15 protein-coding genes and 2 pseudogenes are annotated in these 18,384 nt (G+C 45.1%); 5 read left to right on the top strand and 12 right to left on the bottom strand.

Features of this window, described 5'->3' with window-relative positions; genetic code table 11:
- The first annotated feature begins 379 nt into the window (after positions 1 to 379).
- Positions 380 to 2,518 (top strand): hypothetical protein, encoded by a 2,139-nt coding sequence (locus IQ235_RS02875; protein ID WP_264319992.1) that lies wholly within the window; start codon positions 380 to 382, stop codon positions 2,516 to 2,518.
- 72 nt (positions 2,519 to 2,590) lie between these two features.
- On the opposite strand, the gene IQ235_RS02870 is transcribed toward IQ235_RS02875, so the two are convergent.
- The 4 genes from IQ235_RS02870 to IQ235_RS02855 all read right to left on the bottom strand — a co-directional run bounded on the left by IQ235_RS02870 (position 2,591) and on the right by IQ235_RS02855 (position 6,848).
- Positions 2,591 to 3,838 (bottom strand): PQQ-dependent sugar dehydrogenase, encoded by a 1,248-nt coding sequence (locus tag IQ235_RS02870; protein WP_264319991.1) that lies wholly within the window; start codon positions 3,836 to 3,838, stop codon positions 2,591 to 2,593.
- 338 nt (positions 3,839 to 4,176) lie between these two features.
- On the bottom strand, positions 4,177 to 5,079 hold the full coding sequence (locus tag IQ235_RS02865) for an aldo/keto reductase (RefSeq protein ID WP_264319990.1): 903 nt from the start codon (positions 5,077 to 5,079) through the stop codon (positions 4,177 to 4,179).
- 195 nt (positions 5,080 to 5,274) lie between these two features.
- Complete coding sequence (locus IQ235_RS02860; RefSeq protein ID WP_264319989.1) at positions 5,275 to 5,970, bottom strand: SDR family NAD(P)-dependent oxidoreductase; 696 nt, start codon at positions 5,968 to 5,970, stop codon at positions 5,275 to 5,277.
- Positions 5,971 to 6,239: 269 nt separating this feature from the next.
- On the bottom strand, positions 6,240 to 6,848 hold the full coding sequence (locus tag IQ235_RS02855; RefSeq protein ID WP_264319988.1) for a YybH family protein: 609 nt from the start codon (positions 6,846 to 6,848) through the stop codon (positions 6,240 to 6,242).
- Positions 6,849 to 7,012: 164 nt separating this feature from the next.
- On the opposite strand from IQ235_RS02855, the gene IQ235_RS02850 reads away from it, so the two are divergent.
- Positions 7,013 to 7,636 carry a TetR/AcrR family transcriptional regulator gene (locus IQ235_RS02850; RefSeq protein WP_264319987.1) on the top strand — a complete coding sequence of 208 codons (624 nt, stop codon included), beginning with the start codon at positions 7,013 to 7,015 and terminating at the stop codon, positions 7,634 to 7,636.
- 131 nt (positions 7,637 to 7,767) lie between these two features.
- Here IQ235_RS02850 and IQ235_RS02845 read toward each other — a convergent pair whose 3' ends face one another.
- Complete coding sequence (locus IQ235_RS02845) at positions 7,768 to 8,040, bottom strand: glutathione S-transferase family protein (protein ID WP_264319986.1); 273 nt, start codon at positions 8,038 to 8,040, stop codon at positions 7,768 to 7,770.
- 112 nt (positions 8,041 to 8,152) lie between these two features.
- On the opposite strand from IQ235_RS02845, the pseudogene IQ235_RS02840 reads away from it, so the two are divergent.
- The 3 genes and pseudogenes from IQ235_RS02840 to IQ235_RS02830 all read left to right on the top strand — a co-directional run bounded on the left by IQ235_RS02840 (position 8,153) and on the right by IQ235_RS02830 (position 11,260).
- Positions 8,153 to 9,002: pseudogene (locus tag IQ235_RS02840) on the top strand (transposase).
- Positions 9,003 to 9,024: 22 nt separating this feature from the next.
- Positions 9,025 to 9,609 (top strand): annotated as a pseudogene (locus IQ235_RS02835) (IS630 family transposase); the annotation flags it as partial.
- Between the two features lie 205 nt (positions 9,610 to 9,814).
- Positions 9,815 to 11,260 carry an MFS transporter gene (locus IQ235_RS02830; RefSeq protein WP_264319985.1) on the top strand — a complete coding sequence of 482 codons (1,446 nt, stop codon included), beginning with the start codon at positions 9,815 to 9,817 and terminating at the stop codon, positions 11,258 to 11,260.
- Positions 11,261 to 11,335: 75 nt separating this feature from the next.
- Here the strand turns inward: IQ235_RS02830 and IQ235_RS18885 are convergent, their stop codons facing one another.
- From IQ235_RS18885 to IQ235_RS02800, 7 genes are all read right to left on the bottom strand, one after another.
- The gene (locus IQ235_RS18885) at positions 11,336 to 11,632 is read right to left on the bottom strand and encodes a sulfotransferase (protein WP_405196631.1); all 297 of its coding nucleotides are present in this window, start codon (positions 11,630 to 11,632) and stop codon (positions 11,336 to 11,338) included.
- A gap of 147 nt (positions 11,633 to 11,779) precedes the next feature.
- Positions 11,780 to 12,541: a methyltransferase domain-containing protein gene (locus IQ235_RS02825; protein ID WP_264319984.1), complete on the bottom strand. Its 762-nt coding sequence runs from the start codon at positions 12,539 to 12,541 to the stop codon at positions 11,780 to 11,782.
- Positions 12,542 to 12,647: 106 nt separating this feature from the next.
- Positions 12,648 to 13,433 carry a methyltransferase domain-containing protein gene (locus tag IQ235_RS02820; RefSeq protein ID WP_264319983.1) on the bottom strand — a complete coding sequence of 262 codons (786 nt, stop codon included), beginning with the start codon at positions 13,431 to 13,433 and terminating at the stop codon, positions 12,648 to 12,650.
- The gene (locus IQ235_RS02815; RefSeq protein WP_264319982.1) at positions 13,415 to 14,998 is read right to left on the bottom strand and encodes a tetratricopeptide repeat protein; all 1,584 of its coding nucleotides are present in this window, start codon (positions 14,996 to 14,998) and stop codon (positions 13,415 to 13,417) included. Before IQ235_RS02815 ends, IQ235_RS02820 begins: the two co-directional genes overlap by 19 nt.
- A gap of 58 nt (positions 14,999 to 15,056) precedes the next feature.
- The gene (locus IQ235_RS02810; protein WP_264319981.1) at positions 15,057 to 17,078 is read right to left on the bottom strand and encodes a tetratricopeptide repeat protein; all 2,022 of its coding nucleotides are present in this window, start codon (positions 17,076 to 17,078) and stop codon (positions 15,057 to 15,059) included.
- A 138-nt stretch (positions 17,079 to 17,216) separates the two neighbouring features.
- Positions 17,217 to 17,909, bottom strand: a complete 693-nt coding sequence (locus IQ235_RS02805) for a tetratricopeptide repeat protein (RefSeq protein WP_264319980.1) — start codon at positions 17,907 to 17,909, stop codon at positions 17,217 to 17,219.
- A 40-nt stretch (positions 17,910 to 17,949) separates the two neighbouring features.
- Positions 17,950 to 18,384, bottom strand: a 435-nt coding sequence (locus IQ235_RS02800) for a hypothetical protein (RefSeq protein ID WP_264319979.1), incomplete at its 5' end; no start/stop codon positions are given.

Genomic DNA, 18,384 nt, shown 5'->3' with positions numbered 1-18,384 from the left:
TTTCAATTCACACCCAATGTTTGCAGTTTGAGATTCGGCGATCGACCTTCGACGGTGAGAGAGTTAGTTAGGTTTTTTCTGCTACGAAGCGCGATCGCCGGTTCCCAACTTGTATATGATTGTAGCGATCGCCATGGTGCAAAAAACTAGCACCGACTTCATAGGGTATCTCCTCAATGATGAATCAAACCCTGACATCGACTGCCCAGACTGGGGCTTTTGAAATGACTGCATCCTAAAAAGCAGTGAAATTTGACCGATGATGTCTGTCGGCACGAAGGAGTTTTCAACCGGACGTCGTGCAGAAGTCGGTGGGCGGGCAGAAAGGGTGCGAAAAGGTTTGGGCAAGTCAACTAAAATTCAAAAGGACTATACGATCGTGACGAATACACTTAATTTATCCGACCTCAATGGCAGTAACGGCTTCGTCATCAACGGCATCAATGCCAGTGACTTTTCGGGCTACTCCGTCAACAATGCGGGAGATATCAACGGTGACGGCTTCGACGACATCCTGATTGGGGCCCGTAGTGCCGACCCCAATGGCAAGGATTTTGCCGGAGAAAGTTATGTTGTCTTTGGTCGAAATGGTGGTTTTAATAGCAGTTTGGAGTTGTCGAGTCTCAATGGCCGTAACGGTTTTGTGATTAACGGCATTGATGCCAATGACTTTTCAGGCTTCTCTGTCAGCAGTGCGGGAGATGTCAACGGCGATGGCTTCGACGACATCCTAATTGGGGCGCGTGGTGCCGACCCCAATGGTAGAACTAGTGCTGGAGAAAGTTATGTCGTTTTTGGGGGCAATCGAAGCTTTGATGCGAGTTTTGAGTTATCGAGTCTTGATGGCAGCAACGGCTTTCTTCTAAATGGTATCGATCTCGACGATCGTTCGGGCAACTCCGTCAGTAGTGCGGGAGATGTGAACGGCGACGGTTTCGACGACCTCATTATTGGTGCGCGTTGGGCTGACCCCAATGGCAAGAATTTTGCCGGAGAAAGCTATGTCGCTTTTGGGAGCAATAGCGGCTTTGGTACGAGTTTGGACTTGTCGAGTCTTGATGGCAACAACGGCTTTGTTCTAAACGGCATCGATACCAGTGATGTTTCAGGGGTTTCCGTTAGCGGTGCGGGGGATGTGAACGGCGATGGCTTCGACGACGTTATTATTGGAGCCTCTCTTGCCGACCCCAATGGTAGAACTAGTGCTGGAGAAAGCTATGTCGTTTTTGGGGGCAATAGCGGTTTTGGTGCGAGTTTGGACTTGTCGAGTCTCGATGGCAGCAACGGCTTTGTTTTGCAGGGTGCTTTTCGCAGTGATTTTTCCGGCGACTCCGTCAGCAGTGCGGGAGATATCAACGGCGACGGTTTCGACGACCTCATTATTGGTGCGCGTTTAGCCGATCCGAATAACCGGAGTAGCGATGCTGGAGAAAGCTATGTCGTTTTTGGGGGCAATAGCGGTTTTGGTGCGAGTTTAGACTTGTCGGGTCTCAATGGCAGCAATGGATTCACCATCAATGGTATCGATCGTAGTGACTTTTCAGGCGTCGCCGTCAGCGGTGCGGGAGATGTCAACGGCGACGGCTACGATGACCTGATTATCGGGGCGCGTGGTGCCGACCCCAATGGCAATAGCGGTGCCGGAGAAAGTTATGTCGTTTTTGGTGGTAGTAGTGGTTTTGGTGCGAGCTTGGACTTGTCAAGTCTCAATGGCAGTAATGGATTCACCATCAATGGCATCGATGTCGATGACTTTTCTGGCTACTCCGTCAGCGGTGGGGGAGATGTCAATGATGATGGCTATGACGATCTGATTGTTGGTGCCGCTTTTGCCGATCCCAATGGTGAAAGTGCTGCGGGAGAAAGCTATGTGGTCTTTGGTTTTCAGACTTTTGTGGCGACCTCAAGCGATGACGATCTCTTTTTAAACGGAAATGACAACACCCTCCATGCCTTACCTGGAAACGATACCGTCCGCGCGCGCGGTGGTGACGACGAGGTATTCGGCAATGATGGTAACGACAAGCTCTTCGGTCAGAACGGAGCGGATACGTTGGATGGAGGCGCAGACAACGATACCGTCAATGGCGGTAATGGTAACGACCTGCTAATCGGGGGGGTCGGAAATGACAGGCTCAACGGAGGCTTTGAAAATGACACGCTCATTGGGGTGGATGAAAGTTCCTCCAACCCCGGTCTGGGCGATCGAGATTTCCTCAATGGTCAAAATGGTGCCGATTTATTCGTCCTGGGAAATGCCAGCACTGCCTTCTACGACGACGATGGCATCGCGGTTGCCGATGGAAATGTCAGTCGGGCGCTAATTCGGGATTTAGATGTGGGGGTAGACCGAATTCAACTGCACGGTAGCGCTTCAGATTATGGGTTGAGGGAAAGTGCTAGTGGCAATACCAACATTTTCTTCCAACCCCAAGGTCAGGTGCGGGATCTCATTGGCATCGTTCGCAATACCACCGGGCTGGATTTATCGGATAGTTCGACTTTCGTGTTTGTTTAATTTGATTTTGATTAAGACTTACGCAACGGCGACCGATGTAGAGGCAATTCCCCCTTTCCCCCTTCCCAAACATCAAGATCCGCTTGCTTCAAGACGACTCAGTTGCCCGTTCGGTTCATCGGTGAGAACGTACAATTCGCCATTGGGCCCTTGGCGCACGTCCCGCACTCGCTGCCCGATCGCGATCGACTCCTCCTTTGTCACGTTCCCCGCCTCATCTAGCTCGATGTGCCGGACATCCTGGGACACTAACCCCCCCGCAAATAAATCTCCTTGCCAGTCCTCGAAACGATCGCCACTGTAAAACGCCAAACCCGATGGGGCGATCGAGGGAGTCCAAATCAGCTTTGGGTCTACCATACCCGGCAGCGACTCTTCTGGGGAAATCAACCCGCCGGAATATTCGCGACTGTGGGTTGCCACCGGCCAGCCGTAATTTTCGCCCCCTCGCACCCAATTCACTTCATCCCCCCCGCGCGCGCCATGTTCGGTGACCCAAACCCGATCGCCGATCGGATCGAATGCCAGACCTTGAATGTTGCGATGGCCGTAACTCCACACTCTCGGATCGGCCTGTTCGTCCCCCACAAAGGGATTGTCCGACGGCACGGAACCGTCATCGTTCAAGCGCACCACCTTCCCCAAATGGCTGCTGCGATTTTGAGCTTGCTGGCGAATCAGTTCCCCGTCAAGCTCGATGGGGGGATTGCCACCGTCACCGATCGCCAGGAGTAGGGTTCCATCAGGCAACCACACCAGACGCGATCCGAAATGCTGCCCCCTCGGTTTGGTTTGGGAGACCTCAAAAATCACCTCTACATCGCTGAGGGTATTACCGTCAAACTTGGCGCGGGCAAGGCGGGTGCGGTTGGCATCGATCGTTCCGTGGGAATAGGTGAGGTAAATCCAGCGATTCTCGGCAAAGCGGGGGTGAACGGCCACTTCCATCAACCCCCCCTGACTCTGGGCGAAAACCTCCGGAACTCCGGCGATCGGATCGGGTTCTAAAACGCCATCGCGGGCGATTCGCAGTCGTCCGGGTCTTTCGGTAATCAGCATCGCACCATCGGGCAACCAGGCGATACTCCAGGGATGTTCGAGGTTTTCGAGGACGGTGACTTGCTCGAAACCGCCACCCCCGGTTTGAGCGACATCGGTTCGAGCGACATCGGTTTGAGGAAGATCGGTTTGAGCGGGGGTCGAGCAACCCGTTACGGCAAATAGGGCGATCGCGCTTCCGGCTGCAACGAGGCGAGACAACGGTCGTTGCCGCCCCGGTTTTCGTTTCGGTGCAGAAGACAAATCTTGTTGAAATATCATTCGTTCTCCCGAACTCAGTAGAGTGATGCTGTAAACCTTGCAAGATCTATTTTGAACGAACAAACCGCGATCGGTCGTCGGAGAAGTCCTATTCGGTAACCCAACCCACCCCTAACCCCTCCTGGGAGGGGAATCAGAAAAAATTAGTCCTCGCGCAAAGCGTGGGGTGGAGTACTAGTGCAGCGCGGCAGAAATAATTTACCAGCTCTCAACCGGTAAAAGCTATGTATAGTAGGCATTTTAAATTTTTAATTTTGCGAAAAGTGGGCGGTGTCGGTTTCCGTCCCGTTCAACTTTTCAAGACGCATTTTTAATGACCCGTAGCGGCACTAGGCAGCTTACATCTCCCCCAGCGATTTAACTTCGTCGGGTGTCAGCTCAATTGAGGCGGCTGCAACGTTTTCTTCCAAATGAGCGATCGTTGTCGTTCCTGGAATCGCAATAATATTAGGAGCGCGATGCAGCGTCCAAGTTAGGGCAATTTGATTGGGTTTGACACCATGACGGGTGGCGATTTCTGTTAAAACTCCCTCTGTACTCCCCTGTGGATTGGCTAGAGGTGCGCCTCGTTTGAGGGGATGCGCGCCCAATGGTGCGTAGGGAATAAAGGCAATATCCTGTTGGGTGCAGTAGTCGAGAATTGCTTCGTGGCTGCGGTCTGCAATGTTCAGGCGGTTTTGAACCGATGCGATCGCGACAATTTTTCGGGCTTCCTCCAGTTGCGCCAGGGTCACGTTGGACAAACCGATATGGCGAATTTTGCCTTCGCGCTGAAGTTCGGCTAGTGCGCCCACCGATTCGGCAAACGGCACCTTGGAGTCGGGGCGATGCAGTTGATAGAGGTCGATGCGATCGAGTTTCAGCCGTTGCAAACTCCCTTCGCAGCCGCGCCGCAGATTTTCGGGACTGCCATCGGCGCGAATATTATCTGGTGCGGGTTTGTTAATCCCACCTTTAGTGGCGATCGTTAGATTACTCGGATAAGGATGCAGTGCTGCGGCAATAATCTCTTCGTTGTCTCCCGGCCCGTAAGCTTCGGCAGTATCGATGAAGGTGACACCAAGTTCGACGGCGCGCTGGAGCAGTTTTTTGCCCCCTTCCCAGTCGGCATAGGGCCCGAAGTTACCCGGTTGTCCGGTCAGTCGCATCGCGCCGTAGCTGAGGCGATCGACTTCTAAATCTCCTCCCAGTTTAAAAGTTTTGGGGGCGATCGCCTCCTCGGTCGAAATGTTATCGGTCATAATTTTTTTCCTTTGTCAAATTTTCCTTGGCAAAATGGATGGAGTCGTTCGTTACAGCTTTTTAAAATCGATCGGTGACGGAAAGTTTTAATCGAGATTCCGGCAATCGCAAAATTTATAAGCCGAACGCTGAATGTTTATATTCTCTGAGTGCCTAAAGCCGATCGCCGATCGCTGACGGCTAAATACTGACCCTTAGAAAGCAATCTCTTTCCGATCGCGCCAGAACTTACCCGTGTGGCTGCGGGGGGCTTCCGTTGCCAGCCAGATGGCCGTATCAGCGCCTTCTTCAGGAGATCGGGCGGCGGATTCTCCTCCCATATCGGTTCTCACCCAACCCGGACACATAGAATTCACCACAATGCCTTGAGATTGCAACGATCGCGCTAGCATAATCGTTGCACCGTTCAATGCCAGTTTCGAGAGGCAATAGCTTGTTGCCGTGGCGGTTAAGCCATCAAATGCCCCCATGCCACTAGACATATTAATTACCCGAGCATCCTCAGATTTCTCTAACAGGGGTAAAAATGCTTGCACCATCTGAATCGTACCAAAGGTATTGGTAGTCATCGCCGACTCAAGAACTTCACGGGAAATTTCGAGTATATTGGTGTTTTTGTCTGGGTAAATTCCGGCGTTGTTAATCAGAACGTCTAATCGATCGATACGGCTGGTTAAAGTTTGAAGAGCTTGTTCGATCGAGCGATCGTCACTGATATCTAACTCAATCGGAATAACATCTCCTTCTAGGCTTTCAGTGGCTTGCTTGGCATCATCGAGCGATCGAGAGGTAATAATAGTTTCGTAGCATTGTGCCAATAACCCTCGGGCGATCGCTAAACCAATACCTCGATTTCCTCCCGTAACTAATGCCCGTTTCTTTTGTGTCATTTTCCTTCAATCGATTAATTTTATTTGCAAAGAATACTTTTTTGAGAATTAATTCAATTCCTAAAAAATGAAAGACAAATGCGTAGCAATAGAAATATATCTGTTAGCTAAAATATACAATTGAGCTTTCACAAAAACAATATAGAAATTTACATTTTTTAGCTGAATGCTGACGGCTGAATTCTAAATTCTATACCAAACTAAATCGGTTTTAACGAGCTGACGATCGATTTGACTTGCCGATTCGTTCTTGGCAATACTGACCCTTCCTACACATCAGATCCATCTCCCGCAGTCAAATGCTCGTGAACCAGCCGCCACTGACCGTCAATTCGTTTCCAAGTATGAGTGCCGTACTGACGGAGTGTATATTCGACCCCGTCTCCATCTTGTCCGCCGCCAACAAAAGAAAACGTGGTAACGGCTAAATCGCCATTAACTGAAATCTCCAAGTTGTCTTCGATCGCAATTTCCCAAAAGGCAAACTGCTGCATCATTGGCACCCAGGTGTCTAGATATTCTTCCAAACTGTGGAGGACGACAACCGAACCCTCGACATTATCAAATACCAATATTTCGTTTTCCCCGGTGGCAAAGATTTCCTCAAAACCTTCTCCAGTAAAAGGTCGATCTTTCGGACTCCAGAGATCGACCCACTTTTGGGTCAGTTGTTCGATTTGCTGGCGATCGAGATCGGTTTGCGACTGGGCAACATACTGTTCTTTCACAGGTCGATCGAAACTGAATAAAGTTTGCTCTCCCGCTGAGGCGGTCAACGTTACGAAACCTGTCAGGGCCGTGGCAATGGCGGAAACGAACAAGCGTTTCATCGTCAGTCTTCTTCTGGTGTGGGCAATGGGTGAGGATTGGGCGTGCATTATGGATAGCCTGATTGTAGAGAATGTCGATCGCAATTTCAGTAAAACCGTCCCGAATCGATCGTTTGGATTACTTTCTTAATTTCGCTTCGTTGCGTATCTTTTTAAATTATAGTACGCATCGTATTAAAATAAAAGATAGTTGTCAAGCTCATCCTCACAAAATGTCTCAAACGCCTCCAACCCCTCGAAGCAAACGCAGCGGACGACCTCGATCGGAAAAATCGAAGGCGGCGATTATCGAAGCGGCTTGGAAGTTGCTCGAAACCACAACTCTTAGAGATTTATCTATTGAGGCGATTTCTCGCAAGGCAAGCGTGGGCAAAACCACGATTTACCGTTGGTGGCCCAACAAAGTCGCCATTGTGATGGATGCTTTTTTCGAGAGGTTGTCCCCCGAACTCCAATTTCCAGAAGAGTCGTCCGCGGCCGAAGCGCTTTCCGGGCAAATGGCATTACTCATCGAAGCCTTTTGTGGGGAGTACGGGCGGATCGTGGCGCAAATTATTGCCGAGGGACAAGCTTGCCCGACAACGCTACAACTATACCAAGAGCGCTTTCTCGACGAACGTCGCCAGGCTGCCAAAGCGATCGTCGAACGAGGCATCGAACGGGGCGAATTCGATCCATCACTCGATCCGGAATTAGCCCTCGATATTCTCTACGGTCCAATTTACTATCGGCTTTTAGTCAAACATCTACCCCTCGACGATCGATTTGCCCAGGAGCTTTCGGGTTGGGCGCTTAAAGCAATCTCGATCGCCTCAGAAACCAACAGATCGTCGTAGCTACCCATAGATATAGCCACCGCCGTGTTAGTTAAGACACTGGTATTGTGAGCTGGGGGAACTGGGGGAGAGAGGTACTGGTGTGAGATTAAACTGTCCTAACCCTAGTGGCGACTGCTATACATCAAAAATCATGACTCTGGAAAAACAGACGGTTTCGATAGAGCATTCATCCGCAGACGTTGGCGACGTTCTCGAATTTTTGGCATCAGCCTCATCCGACGTTTGAAACTATCCCATTCTTGAGAACTCAGCTCAATTTGCTGCCAAGTCGGTCGAGATAGCAATCCCTCAGACCAAATATTCAATCTGGGATAATCGGTCAAAGAAATTCCCAAGTCTAGCATTCTACAAACCAGCGTTCCGGCCACAATTTCGGCAAGTGTCAGTTGTTTTCCTGCCAAGTAGGGAGAGTCGCTTTCGCTTAATGGTACTTTAGCGAGAAATAGAGGTAAAAAGGGTGATAGTGTAGAGGGGATAAGCTTTTTAGGTTAGCCCATTTTCGAGGGAAAGCGGATGAAGGAAACAGTATCCACAGCCATGCCCCCATGCTTCGAAAGATGGTGCAAACGCTTTGATGATGTGTTCAAGACCAAAGCGCAAAGAAAAGAGTTTAGACACTATATTGGAGGATTATTGGGAGAAAGTGCTCGAAAAAACCTATCTCAACTCGCGGATAACGCAGTAGATGTGTCATACCACAGCTTAAGGCATTTTGCGGTGCGAGCCAATTGGAATTCTCAAGAGATAAACGAGCGGCGATTGCAGGTGATGAATAGCACTCGTCAGACGAAAATCCCGAGAGGGTTTTCACTGATAGTGGACGATAGTGGACATCGAAAAAGTGGCAATTTCACCTCTGGAGTTGGGAGGCAGTACATCGGGGAAATCGGCAAAACTGACAATGGAATTGTAGTGGTAACAACTCATCTATATGATGGGCGAAAAAGCCTACCATAATCAACCAACCTTCTCAGAAGCCACAGACATTGACTATTTTTTGACGAATGAGGAAGGGGATATCGTCACTCCTCAATGGGTAGTCGAGACTTATTCTCAACGGAACTGGGTGGAAGTTTTTTATCGAGAAGCCAAAGGCTGGTTGGGACTCAAAGAATATCAAGTGCGGCATAAACGTAGCTTAATGAGGCATTTTATTTTGGTGATGTGTGCCTATACTTTTATTCTTTGGCATCAACTAACTGGAGGGTTGCGAAGGCGATGGGCATCGAAACCTTTAGAGACATTTGCTGATGCTCTAGAAGCTTTTCGTAGTGCTATATCTTGCCGTTTTGCACGATGGCTTCAGGATAATTGGAACGTATTCGCCAGATACAAAAAGAGTTTGGGCTTGATTTGGGCTTGATTTTAGCTAAAGTACCACGAATCCAGAACGTTTTCAGGTCTGGTTTTAGGATGAAAGTGGATTTAGTTTAAGAGTAATACGAAGAAAAAACTGGGGAAAGAAAGGTCGTCGAAAAAAAGTGACAGGACAGCGAAGGAAAGGAAAAGTTAATCTGATGGGAGGATTACGATATCATGATAAAAAGAGGATAACTTTTGTAATTAAGCAAGGAAATGCATCTGCATTTTACGAACAGCTAAAACGCTTAAATGATTTCCTCTTGTTAGAATGGATAGAACAAGGAAATACTATTGACAGCTTTAATGAGCATTCGGCAAAGATTGTCATCATCCTCGACAATGCTAGCTTCCATAAAAGAAAAGATATTTTGAATAAAATAGAAGCAGAAATGCCGAATATGATTCTCGAATTTCTTCCAGCATATAGTCCAGATTATAACTTAATTGAATTAGTTTGGCATTCGGCTAAGGAATATATCGCTCATCGATTATTTGAGTCGGTCGAACAGCTAGAATCTCTTTTGCGTAAATTGCTGAATGAAGGCGAATTCGTTATTAATTGGAAGCGAAAAATAAAAAATAAAGGTAATGCTATTTATTTGATTTAGCTGCGTAGCAGCTTATCCCGCGCCTGACGTTAAGAGAGGGCAAAGCATTTGGATCGGTCAGGTTTTGCTTAACCCATCATTTATCGTCCCAATACTTGTGCCCCTAAAGTTCTCTGTCCCACCGCCCCCTGGTCGCGACTAACGGTTGTGGGTAGAATTGGGCTGGCTGCCAAATTTCAACAATTCCTTACAATCGCGTAACTTCATGAACGATTCGCCCGCGTCGGCTAGTGCCCCATTGCCTTCCGTACCCGAGAAAATGAGTTTTCTCGAAAAACTGTCATTCGGGGCGGGAGATTTGGGCCCGGCGATTACCGCCAACGTCCTCGTCTTCTTTCTGGCCTTTTTCTTTACGGATGTGGCAGGGTTGCCAGCGGCGTTGGCTGCCTGGATACTGGCGATCGGGAAAGTGTGGGATGCGGTGAACGATCCCATCGTCGGCTTTTTGAGCGATCGCACCCAATCTCGCTGGGGACGGCGACATCCCTGGATGATTTTCGGGGCGATCCCGTTTGGATTGTTCTTTTTCTTGCAGTGGATTGTCCCCGACTTTAGCAACTGGGGTAAATTCTGGTTCTATGTGGGGATCTCCATTCTCTTTAACATGGCCTACACGATCGTCAATTTGCCCTATACTGCCCTCACCCCAGAACTCACCCAAGATTATAACGAACGCACCAGCCTCAATAGTTTTCGGTTTGCCTTCTCCATTGGCGGCAGTCTGCTGTCATTAGTTTTGGCGTTGTTCATTTTCGAGGCCGTTGAAGATTTAGCACTGCGCTACATCATCCTCGCGGGAGTCTGTACCGTTCTTTCCGTCCTTCCTCTTTACCTATGCGTTTGGGGAACCCGCAAGCGCGTCGCGGCGATGGATGCTCGTCGCGCCCAAACCACGCAACCCACGGAGGCGATTCCTTTCTTCGAGCAAGTCAAAATCGCCTTTAGCAACGTTCCCTTTCTCTACGTGATGGGAATTTACCTCTGTTCCTGGCTGGCGGTGCAGGTGACGGCAACGATTATCCAATACTACGTCGTCAGTTGGATGGCATTACCGGGGGCTGCTTTTACTCAAATTGCCTTCGCAGTCCAGGCCACGGCATTATTAATGCTGTTTGTCTGGACGCCTATTAGCAGGCGAGTGGGTAAAAGAGCGGTGTATTTTATGGGCATGGGCATTTGGATTATCGCCCAAGCGGGATTGTTTTTCCTCCAGCCGGGTCAAGTGCCGCTGCTGTACGTTCTGGCGGTGATGGCTGGAATTGGAGTTTCGACGGCCTACCTAATTCCCTGGTCGATGCTGCCGGATGTTATCGATCTCGACGAACTGAAAACCGGTCAGCGGCGCGAGGGAGTCTTCTATGCGTTTATGGTGTTGCTGCAAAAAGTTGGTTTGGCGATCGGATTGTTTTTGGTGCTCAAAGCCCTCGGTTGGGCGGGATACATCGAAAGTACCGCCGGACAACCCGCTCCCGTTCAGCCGGAATCGGCGTTGTTTGCGATTCGGATCGCGATCGGGCCTCTACCCACCATCGTCCTGATTGCAGGGATCGTACTGGCGTATTTCTATCCGATTACCCAAGAAGTTCATACCCAGATTCTCCTCAAGCTGCAAGAGAAGCGGAATAGAGATAGAGAACGGACAGAGGAATAATGCAAAATGCGATCGGTTTCTAAGCCAGACCCCAAACTCCACCCGATGCGAAAACTCGCTTATCCCGAACCGATGTTATCTGGTGTGTTGAACTCTAGAACGTTTTATGAGCGATTGACATAGACGATATTTTGCATTCTCTTGAAGATAAGATTTTGAGTGTTTATCCAATACTTTAGATTTTGCATATCGCGATTCCCAATAAAACAAACTGGGGTTAATTGCATTAGATTCGTTTTTTCTGATTTGATATTTATACCGTTCCATTCCAAGAATTACTTTGGAATGATAATTAAGTAGTTTTGCGATCGCTGTTGTTCCCGATCTTGGACATCCACAGACAAAAAGAAATTTTCCACTCTTTCCACTCATTATTGTTAAACCTCTAGTCAATATATTGTGTTGGCTGTCTGTTTTTATATAGCAGTCGCTATCCTGGTTCGGACACCAAAACGACTGAGCGTGAGTTTTCCCTCTTCCCCCCTCTGCCCCATTTCACGCAGTCAAGACAAGAAGTCACTAAACTTGCAAAAGCATCCAAATTCCAGATAATTGATTACCATCAATTGGAATATCTTCTCGAATATCGGTTGTCGCTAATTCAATCAAATTCGAACGAGAACTTAGTAGACAATCATCAGATAATTCTTCTTGAATTTTGCGTAACTTAAAACCAGCATTTTGCCAATAGCATCCTCGAATCGTTAGAACTCGTATAGAATTATTTTGTGCGAGCTTTATTAGGTCATTTGTATTGTAGCCACAGCGATAATGTTCGTGTTTTCTCCAAACATAATTTCGTAATTTTCGATCTGCATTCATCTCATCAGTTGCAAAAGGAACAAGACAAAAAAGATATTGTTCGGCTGTCTTGCACATATTCTTGAAAGCTAGCACATCATTTTCAATATGTTCTATAACTTCGATCGAAGCTACAAAATCATATGTTTTATCTGATGGACTTAGAGCATTATACATTCCAAACTCAACATTCAAAAGCGACCAGTTTTTTACCATATTTTGTGCCATCTTGTATCGAGTTGCATCAAAATCAGTTAAATAAAAATGGACTTGACTGTATTCTATCGCCAAAGCAAGTTCGGCTAATCCCAAGCCACAACCCACACTCAAAAATGATTTTATGGAGTTTCTTTCTGCCAGAGCTTTTTTAAGTCCTTCACGCAGATGAATATAGCGTAAATAAGACCATCGCTTTCTGAGCAGTAATTGATTGACGATTCGATCTAAGTATTTTTGTTTGAGGTTTATATCTAACATCATATCGAAAACTCTATTTTCAAAAGACAAAAGAGAAAGTATTCTCAAATTTTAGACAGCTAAAAAAATATTTCAGCTAGGTCAAATTTTTCGGCATTTCAATGTGTACCTAAATTAAAATCGGGAATAAAAATCCTTTCTTACAAATTAAAAACTTATTTGATAGACTGCGAGCATAATCAACCTTGGCACGATCGCTGAGCCATATCACACAGAAAAATTCTTGATAAATCGAGCGATTGAATTTCAAAAATTGTTTTCGATCGTGCTGTTCTGAATTCCAGTGATGCTGATTTTTTAAAGAAGATATAGGATGAATGACAGTGTGATTAGAATTTTCTACTAAGTTTCTGCCATAAATCTCATAGTTCTCTATCTTTAAGAATTCGAGACATTGAAGCATATGTTCGATCGAAAAATGAAGAGGATGTCCCGACCAGTCAGACCAGTAAAACTTTAATCCCAATGACTTTAAATAATCATCAGCGTCAAAATAAGGTCCTCGAATAAAAACAAAATCCTGAGAGATTCTCACTGCATTTTGAATTGCCTTTTCTGCTTTATCTAAAGTTGGCAAATGTTCTAATACGTGACTCAAGATTGTAAACTTGACACATTTATCTGGAAGAGAAAGATTACAAAAATTTGACTGTATCGCTTCATAACCTTTGGACTGGGTTGCTTTCACCTTTTTCGCGTCGATATCAACACCAAAACCATGACGACCTTTCAGGACATTCATCCCAAATCGTATGGAACTACCATTCGAACAGCCAAAATCGCAAAAATCAAAGCGGCGAAGATTAAAAGTTTCTAATTGTGATTTCATGGATTTTCTTGAAATAAATTCAATCAAGTTTTGATGCTGACGAAGTACTATTGTTTGGCGTAACAATCGTTTAGCATATTAAAAATGCTAATACTAGCTCGTTTTTTTGAATATCTTGATGCTGTTTCAATCGCTTTTAACTTCATGGTTGATAAATCTCGATCGGAACAATTAATTAATTCAGTAATTCCCTGAATGCAGCTTTCATCTGATGCTGTTTCAACAATTCGAGAGTTAACGCGATCGATTGCAAATTCACTTGCACCACCTCGTTTCGGTACGACAGGTACGCAACCACAAGCCATTGCTTCTAAAGCCGTTCGTCCAAATGCTTGGTAATCTGATAAATCTAGAAAAATATCAGCATTTCTGAGTACATTTGCAACTTCAGGACGGGTTAAATGTCCCAAAACCGTTGTATTATTCGGAATAGAAGTCATTCGATCTGGATCGGCACCAAAAATTGTAAATTTTACTCGATCGGAAAACTTTTGGTTCAGCTTTCTTGCAACTCGTAAAGTCCGTAGAGGAGCGCGTCGCGGAGTAGAAAAGCGAATCATCATCGCGATTTCGATTCGATCGTGCTTCCAACTCAAATTCGGATAATAAACTTGATGATCGATACTCGGCTCAACTTTGTGTACGGTAACATGATGATTGTAACTAACAACATTCGCTAACCAAGCTGTTTTTGCAAAGAGAACCATACCTGGAATTTGTGTATAAGAGAGTCTAGCACCTTCCCACTCTGAAGAACTTTTAGACTCAAATAAAGGTTCGTAGTCTTGCACGTAATAAGCGGGCAAAATATTCTCATTCTCTAGAACAAGTTGCTCTAGTACGCTTACGGAAGTCCAAGTCGTAGCGCATACAATTGAAAATTGATGAGAGATTTGTTTGAGATCGGTTAACGTCGTGTAAGGAATAACAATATCGCTGGCTTCTTCGATATCAGAATAATTCTTCAAAAAGTTAGAATAATTAGGACGATCGACTGAAATTTTTGCTTTTAATCCATAACAGTACATTTCTAAACATTCTTGCATAACGGAATGAGCGCCACCACTGCCACCAGCTACAGGCAAAATAAATAAAATGGTTGGTAATCCATTGAGTTTGCGAGGGGCGATCGCCTTGAGTTTTGGCTGAACTCGCTGCAAATTATCACTTTTTTGGTAAGCAATTCTTAATTTTCTATAAGCTTTATATAAGCTGGGATTTAATTCGATTACTTTTTGATAGTAACTTGCGGCTCGAGCCCATTCTTCTTTTTGAAAAAAGGCTTCGCCGATTCCATATAAAAACTTAAATGATTTTGGATTGAGTTCAATTGATTTTTGATAATAAATAATTGATTCGTCGAGCGACTCTTTTCGTCTTAAAACTTCTGCGACTCGATAATAAGATGTGGCAGAACTCGGAGAAATTTTAATAGCTTTCTTATAATGTTCTACGGCTTCGCTCAGCTTATTTTTCTTAACTAAAACATTTCCTATTCCATGATAAGGCTTCCCAGAGTTAGAGTTTAGCTTTATAGCACAATGATAGGCTGAAATCGCTTCATCTAAATCCCCATTATCGTGTAACCTATCTCCTGATTTTAGTGCAGACTCAAAATCCGAATAAAACATTTAAAAATATCCTAGTTGCAATTGATTAATTTGTGCTTTTTGTTTATTTTTTATAGTCCTATCTCGTAACCTCTTTCAAAATATTTCTAAGATTTTCTAAATCTCGATTTTCTTTGATTTGTGCTGTTAAATTCTTAAAATCGACATGAGGATGTTTCTTTTTCAAGGCTGAAGAGCCTTGCTTCGCAAGTTCTTTTCGACGCTGATGACCGAAACTTTTAGATTTGGCATGATAAATATATGTGTGATCGGCGATCGCAAGTTTAAAACCCGCTTTGACGATTCGTAATGATAGATCGTTTTCTTCTCCATAACCATGAGGAAAACTTTCTTCATCTAATAGTCCTACTGAATCGAGAGCTGTTCTTGTAATCATGTAGCAAAATCCATTTACAAAACTTACTAAAGGAAAACTTTTTTTTGAATGTTTTTCTACAATATTGCTATACTGCTCGATTGAATATTGGCTCGGAATTGTATTGATTGCCCAATCTCCATTAGAATCAAATAATTCAGGAATAGATTGCCAAGAAGCACAGTTTGAAAGCGGACCGACGACACCAATTTTAGGGTCTGAGTTCGCGCATTCAATTAACTTTTTAATCCAGTTTTTTGTCACAATCGTATCACTGTTAAGTAATAAAATATAGTCAGAACGACTTGCTTGAAGACCTTGATTTGCCGCTTTAGTATATCCTTTCGCAATTGGATTTCTGATTAAAGTAATATTTCGATCGCAATTAATCCATTGAGCTAAAAAGGTTGAAGTTTCTGACTGAGAGCCATCATTAATTATTATCAGATGATAGTTAAATGAAGTATTTTTTATAATAGAATCTAGACATTTTTTAACATCTTCTAAAGCATTGTGAATGCATACAATAATATCAACAAATGCTGTCGAACTTGGTATTCTCTGTTGATATTGAAATGGTAAAGTATGAGTTTCTAAAAGATCGATTTTATTTTTCGTGTAAAAATCGATCGAATCGGCTTGAGAAGCAATTGCAGAATCTTCAAACTCTAAAATATCGGGTTCTAATTTCAAAATAGTCTCGATCTGTTTTCGATCCAACTGAGAATTTTCAGGATTGAGGCGAAACGCTTGACGGTAAATTTTTCGAGTTTTTTGCATGCAAAGATTACCGATACTCGCACAAGATTCGCTTAATTTTTGTTTAATCGCAGGCGTATCAAACTCAAACCCCATCAAGCGACTGTAACCCGCCCATACCTCTTCAAAACAATCAGGATCTTGCTTAAGTGCAAGATTATAAAAAACGATCGCCTGATTAACATCCTTTTTTTCTTCTAAAGCTTTTGCTAGCCCTAAATATAGACGAATATTGTAAGGTTCTAGATCTAATGCATTATTGTAAAGCTCGACTTGACTTGGATTTTTAGAAATCTGTTCGGCATAGAAGTGAATTAATTCTTGAAAATCTTCCGTATTTTTTTTCTGTGACGCTTTCGCTATTTTTAAGTGAATATTGGGAAAGTCAGTCTGAAGTTCAGCCGCCGCACGGTACGCAAGAATTGCTTCGTCCCACTTTTCTTGTTTCATCGATACTTCGGCTAAATTGTAATGCGACCAAGCAAAATTTGGATTGAGTTCGATCGCTTTTTTATAAGTACCACTTGCCTCTTCCCAACGCTCTAAATCGCGCAGCGCATCCCCTAAATTATTGTGCGACCAAGAAAACTCTGACTCCAATTCGATCGCCTGACGATAAGCCGAAATTGCGGTTTCGATCTGTCCCTGTTTTTGGAGTAAATCTCCTAAATTATGATGAGCGCGTGCTAGATTTGGTTGTTGTTCGATCGACTTTTGATAGCATTCGATCGCCTCAACTTCTTTCCCTTGTCGAACTAAGGCTTCTGCCAAACTCAAATAGACTTCACTGCGAGCTTCAAGTTGTAAGGCTTGACGATAAGACGCGATCGCTTTTTCCCATTGTTCCTGTTTAGCTAAGACCTGACCCAGTTGATAGTGGGACTGAGAAACTATCGGTTGTAAAATAATTTTAGATTCTTGGGAATTTAAACGAGCGACCTTGCCATTATTATTGATATCGACCATGACTTCTTCTAACCTCTAGTCCCTTGAGATTGACAACGCTTTGAATTATTGACTATTACTCAGTACAAGAATAAGTGAGAAAATCGGGAAAATTTTAGGATGAGTTTTGTAAAATTAGACCCGATTTTTAACCCTTACTTAAGCCTTCGAGCGAGTTCCAGAATTTAGACGATCTTCAGCAACTTGCGTCGCTTTGCAGTAAGCATCTGCCGCCTCCTTCAACTTTCCTTGGGCTTGTAAAATATCACCAATTTTATGGTGAATTTCCCAGATAGAAGGCTCAAAATTGAGAGCAGTCCGATAGCATTTTATTCCTTGCTCTAAGTTCCCTTTAACCACCCAAATATCACCTAAGCGATCGTGACCTCGGGAAAACTTAGGAGCGATGCGAACGATTCGCTGGTAAATCGTTCCTGCCTGTTGCCATTGCTGTCGATCGAAATACCAATTGCCGACATTTAGATAGGATTTCGCCAATTTCGGTTGGAGGACGATCGCTTTTTGATAGTGCCGATCGGCTTCTTCTAAATTGCCCAATCCAATTAAAGCCTCTCCCGAAATTTCATAGGCACTCCAAGCTTTAGGCTTCATTTGAATCACCTGTTTGCACAGTCCGATCGCCGCCTTGAAATTGCCTTCCTGGCATTGAGTTTGAGCCTGTTGAAGCATTTGGTCGCTCGATAGACTCGAAGATATTCGAACTGGGTTGGCTTCGATTTTGGGTTCGATCGGAACGATCGTTTTTTGCCCCTGTTGAATCCCAGGATTGAGGAGATCGAGTTTCTCTCGATTCTCCAGTGGCATGGGAGCATCTTTGATTTTTGGATTCATCCAATCCGGGTAAATTGAGTTGCCCTCTTCGGGATCGGATTTAGTACGAGTTGCCCCGGACCCTTCGCCCGGACTGAGCCGGTTTGACCCCCTCAGAAGACGGATGACGAGCCGGCATTAACGAACTCATATCCGGAAGATCGTTCCCTTGCACGCGATTGCTTGCGGGTAGCACCGGAGCTTTCGCATTTGGAGGCAACGTGCCATTTTTTGAATCGTTCTGGCGATGCAGTGACTCTTCAAATGCCGCTTCTAAATGCTGATAAATAGTTTTTGCCACTGCCGGATGGGTTTTCATCGCTTCTTGATAGCAATGAATCGCCCGATCGAGTTCCTGGTGCCGCAGTAAGATATCTCCCATGCCAACCTGCCCTCGAGCCACGGTTTGCGGGGTAGAGGTGGTAGATGTCAGCCTTGGCGAAGATGCGAGCGGCGATGAAGCTTCTGGGAGGGCATGAAGCGACCTGTTACCACC

The sequence above is a fragment of the Zarconia navalis LEGE 11467 genome (assembly GCF_015207075.1).
Taxonomy (GTDB): Bacteria; Cyanobacteriota; Cyanobacteriia; order Cyanobacteriales; family Geitlerinemataceae; genus Zarconia; species Zarconia navalis.
This window is presented reverse-complemented; position numbering and strand designations above follow the sequence as displayed.

Bases quoted from the DNA above. Each gene is read 5' to 3' on its own strand.
- IQ235_RS02815 (WP_264319982.1), bottom strand. From the start codon at position 14,998: ATGTTTTATTCGGATTTTGAGTCTGCACTAAAATCAGGAGATAGGTTA.
- IQ235_RS02830 (WP_264319985.1), top strand. From the start codon at position 9,815: ATGAACGATTCGCCCGCGTCGGCTAGTGCCCCATTGCCTTCCGTACCC.
- IQ235_RS02850 (WP_264319987.1), top strand. From the start codon at position 7,013: ATGTCTCAAACGCCTCCAACCCCTCGAAGCAAACGCAGCGGACGACCT.
- IQ235_RS02855 (WP_264319988.1), bottom strand. From the start codon at position 6,848: ATGCACGCCCAATCCTCACCCATTGCCCACACCAGAAGAAGACTGACG.
- IQ235_RS18885 (WP_405196631.1), bottom strand. From the start codon at position 11,632: ATGAGTGGAAAGAGTGGAAAATTTCTTTTTGTCTGTGGATGTCCAAGA.
- IQ235_RS02870 (WP_264319991.1), bottom strand. From the start codon at position 3,838: ATGATATTTCAACAAGATTTGTCTTCTGCACCGAAACGAAAACCGGGG.
- IQ235_RS02810 (WP_264319981.1), bottom strand. From the start codon at position 17,078: ATGGTCGATATCAATAATAATGGCAAGGTCGCTCGTTTAAATTCCCAA.
- IQ235_RS02860 (WP_264319989.1), bottom strand. From the start codon at position 5,970: ATGACACAAAAGAAACGGGCATTAGTTACGGGAGGAAATCGAGGTATT.
- IQ235_RS02865 (WP_264319990.1), bottom strand. From the start codon at position 5,079: ATGACCGATAACATTTCGACCGAGGAGGCGATCGCCCCCAAAACTTTT.
- IQ235_RS02805 (WP_264319980.1), bottom strand. From the start codon at position 17,909: ATGAATCCAAAAATCAAAGATGCTCCCATGCCACTGGAGAATCGAGAG.
- IQ235_RS02825 (WP_264319984.1), bottom strand. From the start codon at position 12,541: ATGATGTTAGATATAAACCTCAAACAAAAATACTTAGATCGAATCGTC.